Annotated in this window: 16 protein-coding genes; 6 read left to right on the top strand and 10 right to left on the bottom strand. The window is 69.1% G+C overall.

Annotated elements, in window-relative coordinates; all coding sequences use genetic code 11:
* Positions 1-47: 47 nt before the first annotated feature.
* Positions 48-1514, bottom strand: a complete 1467-nt coding sequence (locus CF165_RS11035) for an endo-1,4-beta-xylanase (RefSeq protein WP_093947384.1) — start codon at positions 1512-1514, stop codon at positions 48-50.
* A gap of 456 nt (positions 1515-1970) precedes the next feature.
* A complete protein-coding gene (locus CF165_RS11030; RefSeq protein ID WP_240521540.1) occupies positions 1971-2456 on the bottom strand; it encodes a MarR family winged helix-turn-helix transcriptional regulator in 486 nt (161 codons plus the stop codon).
* 121 nt (positions 2457-2577) lie between these two features.
* On the opposite strand from CF165_RS11030, the gene CF165_RS11025 reads away from it, so the two are divergent.
* From CF165_RS11025 to CF165_RS11015, 3 genes are read left to right on the top strand one after another with little or no spacing between them, the layout of a single operon-like run.
* Positions 2578-3384 carry an MBL fold metallo-hydrolase gene (locus CF165_RS11025; protein WP_093947382.1) on the top strand — a complete coding sequence of 269 codons (807 nt, stop codon included), beginning with the start codon at positions 2578-2580 and terminating at the stop codon, positions 3382-3384.
* A gap of 2 nt (positions 3385-3386) precedes the next feature.
* Complete coding sequence (locus tag CF165_RS11020; protein WP_240521539.1) at positions 3387-3809, top strand: nuclear transport factor 2 family protein; 423 nt, start codon at positions 3387-3389, stop codon at positions 3807-3809.
* 33 nt (positions 3810-3842) lie between these two features.
* The gene (locus tag CF165_RS11015) at positions 3843-4070 is read left to right on the top strand and encodes a nuclear transport factor 2 family protein (RefSeq protein WP_240521538.1); all 228 of its coding nucleotides are present in this window, start codon (positions 3843-3845) and stop codon (positions 4068-4070) included.
* A gap of 256 nt (positions 4071-4326) precedes the next feature.
* Here the strand turns inward: CF165_RS11015 and CF165_RS11010 are convergent, their stop codons facing one another.
* Positions 4327-4929 carry a TetR/AcrR family transcriptional regulator gene (locus CF165_RS11010; protein ID WP_093947657.1) on the bottom strand — a complete coding sequence of 201 codons (603 nt, stop codon included), beginning with the start codon at positions 4927-4929 and terminating at the stop codon, positions 4327-4329.
* A 204-nt stretch (positions 4930-5133) separates the two neighbouring features.
* Here CF165_RS11010 and CF165_RS11005 point away from each other — a divergent pair, with 204 nt between their 5' ends.
* Positions 5134-6081 (top strand): NAD-dependent epimerase/dehydratase family protein, encoded by a 948-nt coding sequence (locus CF165_RS11005; RefSeq protein WP_093947380.1) that lies wholly within the window; start codon positions 5134-5136, stop codon positions 6079-6081.
* Between the two features lie 129 nt (positions 6082-6210).
* Here CF165_RS11005 and CF165_RS50100 read toward each other — a convergent pair whose 3' ends face one another.
* Positions 6211-6978, bottom strand: a complete 768-nt coding sequence (locus tag CF165_RS50100) for a DUF6348 family protein (RefSeq protein ID WP_143268539.1) — start codon at positions 6976-6978, stop codon at positions 6211-6213.
* A 108-nt stretch (positions 6979-7086) separates the two neighbouring features.
* Between CF165_RS50100 and CF165_RS50095 the strand changes: the two genes are divergently transcribed.
* A complete protein-coding gene (locus tag CF165_RS50095) occupies positions 7087-7293 on the top strand; it encodes a hypothetical protein (RefSeq protein ID WP_143268537.1) in 207 nt (68 codons plus the stop codon).
* Positions 7294-7504: 211 nt separating this feature from the next.
* Here CF165_RS50095 and CF165_RS10990 read toward each other — a convergent pair whose 3' ends face one another.
* The 6 genes from CF165_RS10990 to CF165_RS10965 all read right to left on the bottom strand — a co-directional run bounded on the left by CF165_RS10990 (position 7505) and on the right by CF165_RS10965 (position 11876).
* A complete protein-coding gene (locus CF165_RS10990) occupies positions 7505-8350 on the bottom strand; it encodes a hypothetical protein (RefSeq protein ID WP_093947377.1) in 846 nt (281 codons plus the stop codon).
* A 420-nt stretch (positions 8351-8770) separates the two neighbouring features.
* Positions 8771-9625 carry a DUF1963 domain-containing protein gene (locus CF165_RS10985; protein ID WP_158226760.1) on the bottom strand — a complete coding sequence of 285 codons (855 nt, stop codon included), beginning with the start codon at positions 9623-9625 and terminating at the stop codon, positions 8771-8773.
* Positions 9626-10636: 1011 nt separating this feature from the next.
* The gene (locus CF165_RS52510; protein ID WP_093947656.1) at positions 10637-10795 is read right to left on the bottom strand and encodes a DUF6307 family protein; all 159 of its coding nucleotides are present in this window, start codon (positions 10793-10795) and stop codon (positions 10637-10639) included.
* An 8-nt stretch (positions 10796-10803) separates the two neighbouring features.
* Complete coding sequence (locus CF165_RS52040; RefSeq protein ID WP_143268536.1) at positions 10804-11061, bottom strand: RGCVC family protein; 258 nt, start codon at positions 11059-11061, stop codon at positions 10804-10806.
* A 56-nt stretch (positions 11062-11117) separates the two neighbouring features.
* Entirely contained in the window at positions 11118-11333 is a 216-nt protein-coding gene (locus tag CF165_RS10970; RefSeq protein WP_093947374.1) for a hypothetical protein, read from the bottom strand.
* A gap of 57 nt (positions 11334-11390) precedes the next feature.
* Complete coding sequence (locus CF165_RS10965; protein ID WP_093947373.1) at positions 11391-11876, bottom strand: DUF5994 family protein; 486 nt, start codon at positions 11874-11876, stop codon at positions 11391-11393.
* A gap of 463 nt (positions 11877-12339) precedes the next feature.
* On the opposite strand from CF165_RS10965, the gene CF165_RS10960 reads away from it, so the two are divergent.
* On the top strand, positions 12340-12762 hold the full coding sequence (locus tag CF165_RS10960; RefSeq protein ID WP_093947372.1) for a DUF6292 family protein: 423 nt from the start codon (positions 12340-12342) through the stop codon (positions 12760-12762).
* Positions 12763-13513 lie beyond the last annotated feature (751 nt).

Raw genomic sequence — 13513 nt, 5'->3', positions numbered from 1 at the left:
CGAGTTCCTTCCCAGCAGAGGTCGTCGTGGTTGTCGTTGCTACGCGGCTATCCGAGGGTCCATTGCTGGTTACTCCGGCCGTTGCAGGTCCACAGTTCGACAAGGGCGCTGTTGGCGGTGGAGCCTCCGGTGACGTCCAGGCAGAGCCCGGACTGCGCGCCGGTGACCGTCCCGTCGGCGTTGACGGTCCACTGCTGGTTGGCCTGGCCGTTGCAGGGCCAGATGATCACCTTGGTGCCGGGACTCGTGCCCTTCCCGTTGGCGTCGAGGCAGTCGCCGCCGTTGTACACGCTGAGCGCGCCCGAGGAGCTGTGGGTGAAGGTCTGGTTCGATCCGCCCGAGCAGTCCCGGATCTGCACCTGCGTGCCGGCCGCGGTGGTCGAGTTCGGCACGTCCAGGCACTTGCCCGCGCCCACCGCGTGCAACGGTCCGCCGCCGCCGGTGGGAGGCGGGCCGCCCAGCGCCGTCGCGGTGGCGTTGTAGGCGGACTTGGGCTGGTAGTTGTTGTCGTACATGCTCGCGGCGCCGTAGCCGGGGAAGGTCCCGGGAATCCAGGAATCGGCGTCGCCGACGCCCCACTGCGATACGCCCGGGCAGCGGGTGACCGCCAGACAGTCCTTCACCACGGTGGCGTAGTCGTTGGCCTGCTGCTGAAGACTGCTGCTGGATGCGGGCAGCTGGATGCGGTCGTCGAGCTCGGTGATGGCGACGTCCAGTCCCAGCGCCGCGAAGCGCTGCATGTTCGCCAGCATGGACGACGGGACCTGGCCGACGATGAAGTGGCTCTCGAGGCCGATACCGCCGAGCGGCACGCCTTGGGACAGCAGGGATTGCGCGAGACTGTAAAGACCGTTGCTCTTGGCGTTCTCGCCTTCGATGTTGTAGTCGTTGATGTACAGCACGGCGTTGGGGTCCGCGTTGTGCGCGGTGCGGATCGCGTCGGCGAGGTAGCCGGTGCCCATGGCGTTGGTGAAGGCGTCCTGGCGCAGGCTGCCGTCCTCGTTGAAGGGTTCGTTGATCACGTCCCAGGCGTAGATCTTGCCCTTGTAGTGGTTCACCTCGGTGGTGATATGGGCTTCCATCGCGCCCTGGACCTGGTTGCGCGGCAGGCTGTTCACCCACCCGGGCAGCTGTGCGTGCCAGACCAGGTTGTGCCCGCGCACGCGCATGGTGTGCGCCTGCGCGAAGGACACGACGTTGTCACCGGGACCGAAGTTGTACGAACCGTTGCGGGGCTCGGTGGTGTCCCACTTCATCTCGTTGCCGGGGGTCACCATGTCGAACTGGGTGCCGGCGAGCGAGGTGATCGTCGCGTTGTTCACCATGTTGCCGGTGAGCTCGGTGCCGATGTACCTGTTCTGGGCCTCGGCCAGCGAACGCAGCGTCGACGCCGCATCCGCGGGCGGTGCCGCGACCACGGCGAAGACCGGCGCGACGGCGAGCCCCATCGCGACAGCGAGCGCACCGGGCCGGGAGCGCGGTGACCGGCGCGGCTTGCGGGTGAAGGGGCGCATGCGACCTCCGATGGCGTCGTCGACATCTCTGCGGGCGGCACAGTCCGAAAGGGGCGATGGGCAGGCGTCGGCGCAGGAAGCGGGCACGGCGGCCTGATGCGGTCGCGCCATCGCGACCGGTCCGGCACCGATCCCTGGCGTGACCCCGAAAACAGGTAACTCCCCGGCGATGATCGGTGTCAAGTGACCGTGAAAGGTGCACGGGCGCGGTAACGGATGAAACTTGCATCGACAGGCGATCGAAGTTGACCGTTCCCGGCCCACGCCGTCACGGCTGCCGAACGTTGCCGGTCGACCCGGTTCGGTTCCGGCGGCAGTACTGCCGCCCACGACCGGTGAACGCGACGCCCTGAAACGCCGTCACACCGACTGGCTCTCCGCTTCTTCACCCTGGCCAGAATCCGCCGCAGGCCGGTGGCTCGGCGGTCTTGCGATCGCCGGCACATGCGGAAAAAGTCACTGGGTTTCCCGCCTGGGTGTGGCGGTTGTCTCGCCGGGGTCGATGCGGCGTAGCAGGTCCTGGAGCTGTCGGCGCTGGGCCGCGGTCAGCCGGTTGATCATCTCGGCGTCCAGGCGCGGGATGTGGGCTTTGAGCCCGGCGCGCAGGGCCGCCTGGCCCGCATCGGTCAGCGCGACCCGGAAGGCGCGGCCGTCCTGCGGGTCGCGTTCCCGGCGGATCACGCCCTTGTCTTCCAGGCGGGCGACCAGCTTGGTGGTGCCCGCGGAGCTGTAACCCATCCGGGCGGCGACCATGCTGGCGTGGGTGCGCGGGCCGGGGAAGCGCGCCAGGCGCAGCAGGAACTCGAACTCGGTGCCGTCGAGGCCGGTGGCGGCGCGGATGTCGGCGTGCAGCAGCGTGTTGAGGGCCCGGTGCAGGTTGACCACCCGGCCCCACAGCACCACTCCTTCGTCGGCCACCAGCGCGCGCAACTCCTCATCCACGCTGCCGATGATATCGGACCCCGGGAATTTACCTCGCCGATGAGGTACTTTAGCTCGCCAGAGAGGTATATATTGAGTCGTGCCCGACCGCCGGGCCCGCCATGAGGAGGCTGCGAGCAGCATGACCAACCTGACCTACACGATCATCGACGGGGACTTCCCCGCCGGCGTCAAGAACAAGACCGCGACCCTGGTGACCAGCGAGAACGAGGCACTTCTGGTCGACGCCGGGTTCACCCGCGCGGACGGGCACCGCCTGGCCGCCGCCGTGCTCGACTCCGGCAGGCAGCTGACCACCGTGGTGATCAGCCACGCGGACCCTGACTTCTACTTCGGCGCCGAAGTGATCGCCGACGCGTTCCCCGGCGCGCGGTTCCTGGCCACCCCGGAGGTGGCCACCGCGATGGCCAAGAAGTACGAGGGCAAGCTCAAGGCCTGGGCGGCGCTGGGCGCGAACCTGCCCACCCGGCTGATCGAGACCGAGCTGCTCACCGGCGACCTGCAGTTCGCCGGCCACACCTTCGAGCTCAAGGGCGCCCCTCCGGCGCTGCCCGACCGCACCTACCTCTACCAGGCCGAGGACCGCGCGATCCTCGGCGGCGTGCTGGTCTTCGCCGACGAGCACGTCTGGATCGCGGACACCCCGCGCGACGAGCAGCTCGACGCCTGGGACGCCTTGCTGGCCGACATGCAGACCCTCGACCCCATCCTGGTCGTGCCCGGCCACCGGCAGCCCGCGACCCCCGCCGACGCGTCCGCACTGGCCTACACCCGCGAATACATCGCCGCGTTCCGCCGCATCGTGGCCGAAGCCGCCGACGGCGCCGCCGCCACCGAGGCGCTGCTCAAGGCGTACCCGCAGGCCGGCATGCAGATCGCCGCACAGCTCGGTCCGAAGGTCGTCAAGGGCGAGATGGCGTGGGGCTGACCATGACCGAGACCGATTTCGCCACGAGCAGCGCACCGGCCGACGTGGTGCGCCGCCAGTACCTCGCCTCGGCCGCCGGCGACCTGGCCGCCTTGCGCGCCACGCTCGCCCCGGACGTGGAATGGACCGAGATGGCCGGCTTTCCGCTTGCCGGCACCTACCGCACGCCTGACGGCGTGACCGCGAACGTCATGCAGCGGCTCGGCGCCGACTGGGACGACTGGGCCGCGCACGACGACACCTACGTCGTCGACGGTGAGAACGTCGTGGTCCTGGCCCGCTACACCGCGGTCCACAAAACCACCGGCAAGCACCTGAACGCGCGGGTCGCCCACCACTTCACCGTACGCGGCGGACTGATCGTGCGCTTCGAGCAGTTCGTCGACACCGCCCTGGTGCGCGACGCCGCAACCCCGGACAGCTGAAACACCCCGCTCTGCCGAGAAGGACCCAAACCCATGTCCGCAGCCGCGAACAAAGCCCTCGTGCTCGCCTTCTACCAGCAGGCGTTCGACGACGGCCAGCCCGAGCAGGCCGCCGCCCACCTGGGCACCACCTACACCCAGCACAACCCCGGCGCCCCGGACGGCGCCGAGGGATTCATCGGCTACGTGCCCTGGCTGCGCGGTCAGTTCCCCGAACTGCACCTGGACATCAGCGCGCCATCGCCGAAGACGATCTGGTAGTGCCGCCAAGCACGGAGTGCGCGCCTACCTACCAGGACCGGATCACCGCCTTCCCGGACATGGTGGTCACCGCGCAGCCGTATCTCGCCACCGATGAGCACGTCGCCGTCAACTTCGTCTACGCCGGTACCCAACTGGGCCATCAAATCCGGCCGGCATCCGGCGATGTCGCCTCAGATCGCGGGGCTTCCCCTCACAGACGTACACCGCGGCAAGCGCACACGCCTCAGCCGTTGGCGCCGACGGCGGTGCCGGACTACTCGTTTCCCGGTGCCTCGGTTCGCCAGCCGAGAAGGATCGCGCGGAGCGCCTGCTCGGCGAGCCGCCGGGCGCGCTCATTGCCGACAGTGCCGAGATAGCCTAGCGAGGCTATGCCGTAGAGCGTGCCCCAGATGATCTCGCAGGCCTCATCGGGGTCGGCCAGGACCATGTCGTGTGCGTCCGACCAGGCGGCGAGCAGTTCCTTCAGGACGGCGATGGCCGGTTCCGCGGCGCGCCGGCGCTCGTCCGCGTCGACTACTGCGCCGTTCATCACCTCGTAGAGGTGTGGGTGCTCGCCGGCGAACCGGACGTACTCGGACGCGATGCGCATCATGCGCCGGTCGATACCGGGCTCCTCGACGGCCTGCCGGAACTCGGCCAGCATCAGGCGGTGGCCGTGCGCGACCAACTCCAGCACGAGCGCGTCCTTGTTGGCGAAGTGCTGGTAGACAACGGGTGCGGAGTATTCGATGTCGGTCGCGATGCGCCGGATCGTCAGCGCCGCGACGCCTTCGGTCTCGAGGACGCGCAGCGCGGCCTCGATGATCCGTTCGCGGGTGCTCGCCCGTTCCCGGGCCCGTCTCGTGCTGGTCGGCATGCTCCGCCACTTCGCTTCGGTGATGTCCTCGGACACTAGCCGCCGTCCCTTGACGACGACATCTCGGCGCGGCTAAGTTAACGACGTTAGGAAATCTAACACTGTTAGAAGAAGTCGCCGGAATGCCGGCCGAGGTGCCGGCCTACACCGGCTCCGGTGTGGACGACCGACCGGATCTCGAGGCTCTCAAGGAGAAAACCCGTCATGGCCGAACATGTCATCATCGGCGCCGGCTCCATCGGCACGAACGTCGCCCGCCTGCTGGTCGAGCGCGGCGACAGCGTCCGGATCGTCACGCGCAGCGGCTCCGGCCCCGCGCACCCGCTGATCGAGCGGGTCGCCGCGGACGCCTCGGACCCCTCACGAATGACCCAGCTGTCCCACGGCGCGAAGGTGATCTACCACTGCGCGAACCCGCCCTCGTACACGATGTGGGAGCGCTTGTTGCCGCCCGTGCAGACCGCAGTGATCGCCGCCGCGAAGGCCAACGACGCGGTCCTGGCGCTCACCGGCAGCCTCTACGCCTACGGACCGCAGCCCGGCGGCCGGATGAACGAGCACACTCCGATGGCCGCCACCGGGCGCAAGGGCCGCCTGCGCAGAAGAATGTGGGAACAGGCCCTCACCGCCGGCATCCGCACCATTGAGGTCCGCGGCTCCGACTACATCGGCAAGGACGCCAACGGCATCTACTCCCTGCTCATCGAGCCGGCCTTGAAGAAGGGCCGTGCCGCGTGGATCACCGGCCACCTCGACATGCCGCACACCTTCACCTTCAACGGCGACATGGCCAAAACCCTCGTCACGCTCGTCCAGGACGAACGCGCACGGGGCCGAGCCTGGCACGTGCCATCCCCACCAGCCGTCACCATCCGCGAGCTCGCACGACGCTACGCCATCGCCGCGGGCCGGCCGCCGATCAAACTGATCCAGATGCCGCGCTTCGCGATGCGCACGGCCGGGCTGGTCGTGCCCATCGCCCGCGAGATGGCCGAGATGGACTACCAGTGGTACGCGCCATTCCATATGGACGCGACAGAAACGGCGGACACCTTCGGACTGACCGCCACCGACCTCGACACCGCCATCCGCGACCAGGTCGGCGCGATCAAGGGGGAACACGCCGACGGGGAGCAGCGGTCGAACATGTGACCAAGTTCTTCCTCGGACAGTTCCGCGACGAGCTGCGGCGACTCGGGACCGAAGCCGGGATGATCCAGGTCCGGGTGGCCACCCCAACCACACGTGGCACCGGTGACATGGGTCGTGGTCCCGCCGCGCCTAGAGTTCGAGGGACGTGGCCGGGTAGTCCGGTTCCCCGCCACCGGCCGGCACCGGGAGCAGCAGCGCGTAGTAGCGGACAGCGGTGAACGTGGTCGGCTCAGGCAGGTTCAGCGCTGCCATGGCGGCTGATGCGGCGTCGTGTCGTTCTCCGTTGACCCGGATCTCGGCCTGCATCGCCCCGGGCTGCCCGCCGTAGAAGACCTTTACGCCGTTGAAGAACGGTGATTCCAGGTCGGCGCTGAACGTGGCGGCGATGCTGGGCAGCACGTTCGCCTCCAGCAGCGTGAACTGCAGGCGCCGGTTCTCGTCGGCATCGAGGCCGAAGGCAACCGCGCCGGAGGTGATCGTGTGCCAGCCCGAAACGCCGCGGGTTTGGCCGGGTCCGACGTGTTCGGCGAAACGCCCGCGCCGATCGAGCAGCTCCAGCAGGCACGCGCCCGCCGTCTGCGTCCACGCGTCGGCCGCGTGCCCGGGATTTCCGGAGTAGGCCATGGCACAGTCGAGGAAACACGGCACGTCGGGTTGGATGGTGATGTCGGGCAGCGCGACGAGGTCATAGTGATGGTTGCCGCCATGCTGTGGGGGTGTTACGCCCACCGCCCAACCCCGAGGGCTGATCAGTGCATTGGCCTTGAGTTCGGCGCCACTTGTCACGCCGGGTGCACACGCCTCGAGGCTGGCTCGCACCAGGGCGAGGAACTCCAGATCCGGCAGGCGCTTCGCGCCTGCTCCGACGTCACCCCGACGGCCTCGTTTCCCGAACATGCGGCAGATGCTAGCCGCCCCGAGCACGTCCGGAGACCGAATAAGCCATCCGCCCTCTTTCTGCCGATCTTCGAGCACCGACGAACGCACTGCCATGCCGAGCACCAGTTGTCAGAGACGGGATTCGAGCGTGGCCTGGATGTCCAGCTGGACGGTGACCGTGCCGCCGACGACGACCTTCTGACCTTCGCCGGCCGCGGCACCAACGCCGTAGTCCGATCGCCGGGGCGCATGCGGTTCCCGGTGTTCACCGAGCTCATGGAGATCCTCGCGGACGCGGAGCAGTCGGTTGGCTGTTCGGCGATCCTCAGGTGACCGGTGAATTCTGCCCGAGCAGCTCGAACTTGCCGAGCGCCGCAGCCCAAGCCATGGACGGCCCCTACGGCACTCCAAAATGTCCTCTTCTGCCGCCGAGCGTGCGGCTCAGCCGGCGAAGCCGCGCCATATCGCCTCTTGCCGGGCGCGATTGCGCAGCCTCGAATGCCGTGGAATTCCGGCTGAAAGGTTCGGCGTCCGCCGGCTTCGCTCACGCGGCGGACGTACTGGGCTCGGTTTGATGGGCGGTCGCGTAGTGCGCGGTACCGATCGCCCCGGCGATGGCGAGGACGAAGCCCGCGGCGGCCGCGGCGGTGAAGCCGGCGCGGACGCGGTCGTCCAGCACCACCAGTCCGATGAGCGAGGACACCGCCGTGTTGGTGGTGAACATGATGGCGGTGACCGCGGTCGCCCGGCCGCGTTGCAGGGCCATCGCGAACGCGGCCGCCGCGACGAGCCCGTTGGCGATCATCGCCCAGAGCGCCGGCTCCGCGACGAGGCGCCAGGCCGGCCCGGACGCGTCGAGCGTCCGTGCCGAGATCCCGACGGTGCTGAACCCCAGCCCGGCGCAGAACCCGAGCACGATCGGCGACCAGCGGCCGGTGCTGCGCTGGGCGGTGAACGCGATCGCCGCGATCACCACCGCCACGCCCACCAGCAGCAGCTTCCACCCGGGCGGTAACAGGCGCGCCGGGCCCGGATCCGCGGACAGGCCGAGCAGGACCAGGCCGGTCGCACCGACCCCCAGCGCGGCCCACCCGGCACCGGCCAGCCGGACGCCGAGGATCGCGGAGATCGTCGCGGTCACGCCGACGCTGAACGCGAGCACCGACTGGACCAGGAACAGGGGCAGGCGGTGCAGTGCGGCCGCGGCGAAGACGAACCCGAGCAGATCCACCCCCAGCCCGAGGAAGTAGAGCGGCTGCCGGCGCAGCGCGACCAGGTCCTGCGGCGAGCCGCCGAAGGCGCCGGCCCGCCGGACCCCGGCCGACTCCAGGATGGAGCCGCTGCCCGAGGCGACCGCGGCCAGCACGGCGAGGACATATCCGAGGATCACGGCCCCGAGTTTGTCAGCCCGGTGTCCCAGGACCGGCGTTCACCCCGCCGAGTGCCGGTTCGGCGGCCCTCCTGGCGTCCGCCCGGGTACGGCGGTCTGCCGTCACCAGTCGGCCCGGAAACCGCCCGACGCGACGCCGAACTGGCGCTCGAACGCATGCGAGAAGGCGTAACCGCTGCTTCTGCGAAGACCCGCGGCAGGCCGCCACCACCCGGCTGGGCCGAGCCACTGAGGGGTTGACCCTGACGTAAGGTCAACCCCTCAGCATGGTTGCCATGACTACGAAAGCCGGTCGGTTCGAAGTCCACCGCAACGGCGTCAAGATCTCGGTCACCCGCGGTGGCCGGGGACAGCCGCTGGTCCTGTGCCCTGGGCTCCTCACGGCGCAAACCGACCTGTACGAGCTGATCGAGCTGCTGCCTAGAAACCCTCGAACAAAGCGACTGCCTGCTCGTAGTCCCCGACGCGGAACGCCTTCGGCGGCAGGATGAAGTGCACGTAGCCGCCGTCGCCGAGGTCGTGGTGCCCGATAGTGATGAGATGGCGGTACGGCTCCTTCAGCTGGGTGAAGCTGTTCTCCAGGTGCGGCCAGCCGAACGCCTGGTCGGGCGAGAAAAAGACATCCTCGTACTTGTACAGGCCCTGCTCACGCTCACAGAACTCGAGCCAGGCGTCGCCGAGGCGGTCCGAAGCCAGCCAGCCCGGCGCCGACCGGTAGTAGAGGGAATCTTCCGTTTCTCCGCCGTAGTCCACCGTGTCGAGGATCGGGTCGTAGGAGACTCCGCGCATTGAGGGCAATGTCACGACGGGTACCGCGTAGAACGGCTCCGGGGCGTGGATCGATGCCGGTGCGGGTGCTGCCTGCTCGATCGCCAGTGCCGGGTCCGCCGGGATGATCCGGCAGCATCGCGGGTCGTCCAAGTCCAGGAGGGGCGAGCCCTCGAGCACGTGTCCGCGCTTGATGTCCGGATCGAAGAGGAAGATGTTCAGCAGCCCGTCGGGTGGGCGCTCGTCGCCGAGCCAGGAGCCGAGCGCATCGACGTCCAGGACGGCGAACAGGCTGAGCGGAACGCCGTCGTGCTCGGGCCACGGCGTGCCGGGATTCAGCAACGCCGAACCGCCCCACCTGCCGATGCCGGCCGCGGTGATGCCCGGCTTCACCGGACGCAAGCCGAACCCGGGTTTCGCCAGTGCCGCGACCTGTGTGCCGACATGCTCGCCCAGCTGCTCGACGCACAGCTCCCGCACCCTCGCGCAGGCTTCTTCAAAGCTCACCCGGCTCATCATGGCACCATGCTCGCAGCCGTGCCGTCACCACGCCTGTGTCAGCCTGAACCCGGCACTCCACTGTGGATTCACATCCTCAACGAAGCCCAGCGCCACGGCCCGCGATCGGCACCGGCGCGGCGGTGCGGCAACTCCTGTCCGGTAGGCCCGCTCCAGCATCGCCGCGCCGCCCCGAGTGCACGAGGGCCGTTGGTCACCACGTGAGGGACCATTCGGCACCAGCGATCACGACAAGCGTGGCGAGTCCATCGAGCAACCGACCGGGGCCTCAGCGCCACCGGATGGTCCCGATTTCGGGACCATCCGGTGGCGCAGCGACCCGAAACGCGACTGAGCCCAGGATGTGCACGTTGATCAGGTAGGACGGATGCGCGGAGCCCGCCGACGCGACGGCGCGACCGGGCGGGACGCTGTGCCGGGGCCGTGAGACCGCCGGCGACCACCAGGCAGGCCAGGACGAACATCACTGCGGCGGCCACCCCCAGCAACAGTTGGGCTCACTTCGACCCGATGCCCTCGCCGTTGCCAAGGCGTGCCGAATGCGACGAGAACCCGGCCCCGTTCCCAACAGGCCCTTGCCACGCGTGCCACCTCGTCGTCCGGTTCGGGCGCCGAGCCGGACGGCCCGCGCCGCGGAAACCACGATCGCCGAGGTCTGGGGGCTTCAACTTCACTATTGACCCCGCCACCGCGCACCAGCGCAGTGGCACGCTGATCCGCAGCCGCCGTCTCCTGGCGCTTGCTTGCCCACCGTCTTCAGTTCCGGCGTACGCAGCCTGACCACCCGGCCGGACGAACCCGGCCCGGCAGACATCGCACGACGCCGCCCGGTCCTCGGGTGAGGGCGCCGGTATCGGAGACGAATGGCCCGGCGCCGGCATCGCAGGCGCGGATGACAGCGCCCGTTGCCAAGCCGGACTGCGCGACGGTGATGCGCGCAGCGCTAATCCGGCCGGCTGGAGCGCCCGACACGGAGAGGCCGGGGGCCCCAGCGCTTGTTCACCGCATTCGTTCGAGGATCGAGTCCATGGTGTGGAGTAGTTGCACAGCCAGTGCCTGGCCGGCACTGTCGGACAATTTCGTGTTCTGTTTCAGAACATCTCGCACCAGTTTGACCCGCAGATCGTACCGCGACACAAACGCGACATCCGTAGTCATGATTTCCTTCACAGGTTCGTCGTGCCGCCGACGCAGACGCATCGGCGGTTGAACCCACCCGCCACGGTGGCAGTGCAGTAACGGCGTGCGATCGAATCATGCGAGTCCTGGGCATGCGGACACGTCGCGCACGTGACTCCGGCCGTGCCGCCGGTCCCCGTTCCGGCGACGCCGCCTTCCTCGATGACTGGTGCATGGGACAAACGCGTTACGCCCGAGCGGATGGGAAATCTCGCACGAATTCTCGACCTCGAGTTCGCGCTCACCTTCGCTGTGATGATGGCGGAAACCCACGCCCAGCCTGCCGGTACAACGCCCTGTATCACCGGTGGGCGCGGCGTCCGGACGGGTCGTGTGCCCACGTGCTCGCCGCGCCGGGCCGCCGTTGCGGGCCGGGTTCGTTCGCGCCGTCGGTTGACGGTGCCGGGGTGTACACCGGCTGGAGGAACAGGCTCCCGTACCGGTAGTCCTGGGACGCCGTGAGCGCTCCGGGCCGGGGTTGCTCGGCGATGGGGTGGCTGAACATCGAACTGTCCAATGTGGAAATACTGATCGGGGTAATCCTCTCGTGGATGCCGCCGGTGGGCGGCGTGGTTCAGGACCGCAGTGGTACGCCGCGGGTGGTCTGCTCGCGCTCGGCGGCGGCACCGGGGGCAGCGAGCGGCTGTGCGCTGTCGTCGGTGTTGCCCGGGTCCGCGGCGGTCGTGAGAGTGTGCTGTGCGACGTCGGCACTGGTTTCCGGCGGAACGACCAGCAGGGTCGTCCGGTGCCGGTTCCAGCCGATCACCGTCAAGCTGCCGGAGGCCTGCGACCGGAATCCCTCGAGCCGGACGACGCTGTCATCGAAGGTGACGCGCCGGGGAGGATCCGGCCAATCGCCGAGGTGGTAGGTGACCCGGTCGATGCGTCCCAGCCGAGCGGCCAGTGCCGCGAGCAGCGCGGGCAGTTCGGCGGCCAGGTCGCGGGTCCGGGGCCACCACGCACCGTCGACGTGTCCGGTGGCGGGTGCCGCCGGCTTCAACCGCAGACGTGGTTCGGTGACCGGCTGCGTGGAGGAGGTGGTGTTCGGGCCCGACGTCATGTCGGTGCTCCCGTCTCCGGCGGTTGAGGCTGGCCGGACTGGGGCCGAGGACGGCGTAGGTTCGATCACTCACGCACGAAATGCTCTCGGACACCACCGACAGTACACGACGACTGCACTGAGTGCGCGAAGGGTGAAATCCGGCGAGGGCCACCGGGTCGGTGGTGCTCAACGGCGACGACGCGACTTCAGCCGCGCATCGACACGCAGTGCCGGACCGCCTGCCCTGCGTGACCCCGGTGAGTGCACCGACGCCCTGACGCGGCTGCTCGATCGTGCGTGGCGCTGCTTGCCGAGGGAGAGGCCTGCGCGGCGGCGGGCGAGCTGCGGGATGTCGATGCCGGGATCGTGGTTGGGATTGGCGCGGCGCCGGCTGTGCTTGCCCATCCACCAGCCTCAGCTCATGCCGACGACGGCACGGGCCGTCCGGCACGCCGATCGGCGGCCCTCTAGCGTGGCGGGCATGGAGCACCCGGAACCCGACGCCCGAACCCTCGAGCGAGGCCTGGCCGAGTACGTGCGGGCGGTCGCGGCCGCGGTCGGTGTCCCGGTCGAGAGCACGACGGTGGAGATCAGCGACACGGCCACCGCCTACCTCGGCCTGCCCCGGCGATGGCTCGACCGGCCCGACCACGACGTCATGCTGGTGTGGAGCGAACAGCGGGGCTGGTCGCTCGCGGTGGAAACCGACCCCGCCGACGACCCGGTCGTCATCGCGCGCCAAGGCGGCGGCGACCTCGTGCCGCCCCCGGGCACGGTCGCGCGGTTCGTCGCCGACGCCGTCGCCGGACACCACACCGGCCAGGAGAGTGCCGGCCCCGCGCCCCTCGGGACCCGCAGGTCGCTGGCCGATCGGCTGGAGCCCTACCTCCATCACTCGCAGTGACCGGATAGGCAGAGGTGGTCGTCATCGGCGGCGGGTACCCCGCCTCACCTGCTCCGCGCCGGCCGGCGGCAGGGCCGGACGGCGTGGAGATCGGCCTGCGGTCAAGCGCCGAGGCGGCTGTAGATCCGGCTGGCCAGGGTCGTGGGGAGCTGGTGCGGCTTGTCGGTGGGGTCGTGCTGGGCGTGCTGGCCCGGCAGTTCGGCCGCGTGAGTGCGTCGGGTCCGGGGGGCCGAAGGTTGACCTGCGAACTCCGTGAGGTGGGGTACCCCGTTCGGGTCGCGTAGTAAATCTATGGTGGCCGGGTTAGACATTCGGCGGTGGGTGTGTGTAGAGTTCTGCTCGTACCGAGAGAGACAACGTCTAGCAGGCGCGGGAGAGGACGTAACTACCCGCGAGGTGAGACAAGGGTCAGGCAGGACGGGGCCAATCAGTGAACAGGTCTCGGCTGGTGACCGGAGCAGTACCCGGGGCCGGGTTGTGAAGTTGAAGTCAGCGGTAGCGGCCCCGGTGAGGCAGTGCAGGACGTGGGCGAGTTCGAGTGCCCGCGGAGCAAGGTAGTACGCAGTAGTCAGGTAGTCCGCAGTATCAGCAGTACCTGCAGTGTGGATAGATCGCAGTAGGCAGTGAAGCCAGGTGGCCGGGACCGATCAAGGTAGGGGGTTCCGGGCAGTGGCCCGCGGTGTGACGCGTGCTGGGGCCGATCAGTGGAAGGGTTCCGGCCGGTGATGACCGCGACAGCAGTACGCAGCAC

The sequence above is a fragment of the Amycolatopsis vastitatis genome (assembly GCF_002234595.1).
Lineage (GTDB): Bacteria > Actinomycetota > Actinomycetes > Mycobacteriales > Pseudonocardiaceae > Amycolatopsis > Amycolatopsis vastitatis.
Note: the sequence above shows the minus strand (reverse complement) of the source record. Positions and strands in the feature narration are given on the sequence as shown.

Bases quoted from the DNA above. Each gene is read 5' to 3' on its own strand.
- CF165_RS11035 (WP_093947384.1), bottom strand. From the start codon at position 1,514: ATGCGCCCCTTCACCCGCAAGCCGCGCCGGTCACCGCGCTCCCGGCCC.
- CF165_RS11025 (WP_093947382.1), top strand. From the start codon at position 2,578: ATGACCAACCTGACCTACACGATCATCGACGGGGACTTCCCCGCCGGC.
- CF165_RS11020 (WP_240521539.1), top strand. From the start codon at position 3,387: ATGACCGAGACCGATTTCGCCACGAGCAGCGCACCGGCCGACGTGGTG.
- CF165_RS11015 (WP_240521538.1), top strand. From the start codon at position 3,843: ATGTCCGCAGCCGCGAACAAAGCCCTCGTGCTCGCCTTCTACCAGCAG.
- CF165_RS11010 (WP_093947657.1), bottom strand. From the start codon at position 4,929: ATGCCGACCAGCACGAGACGGGCCCGGGAACGGGCGAGCACCCGCGAA.
- CF165_RS11005 (WP_093947380.1), top strand. From the start codon at position 5,134: ATGGCCGAACATGTCATCATCGGCGCCGGCTCCATCGGCACGAACGTC.
- CF165_RS50100 (WP_143268539.1), bottom strand. From the start codon at position 6,978: ATGTTCGGGAAACGAGGCCGTCGGGGTGACGTCGGAGCAGGCGCGAAG.
- CF165_RS52510 (WP_093947656.1), bottom strand. From the start codon at position 10,795: ATGACTACGGATGTCGCGTTTGTGTCGCGGTACGATCTGCGGGTCAAA.
- CF165_RS10965 (WP_093947373.1), bottom strand. From the start codon at position 11,876: ATGACGTCGGGCCCGAACACCACCTCCTCCACGCAGCCGGTCACCGAA.
- CF165_RS10960 (WP_093947372.1), top strand. From the start codon at position 12,340: ATGGAGCACCCGGAACCCGACGCCCGAACCCTCGAGCGAGGCCTGGCC.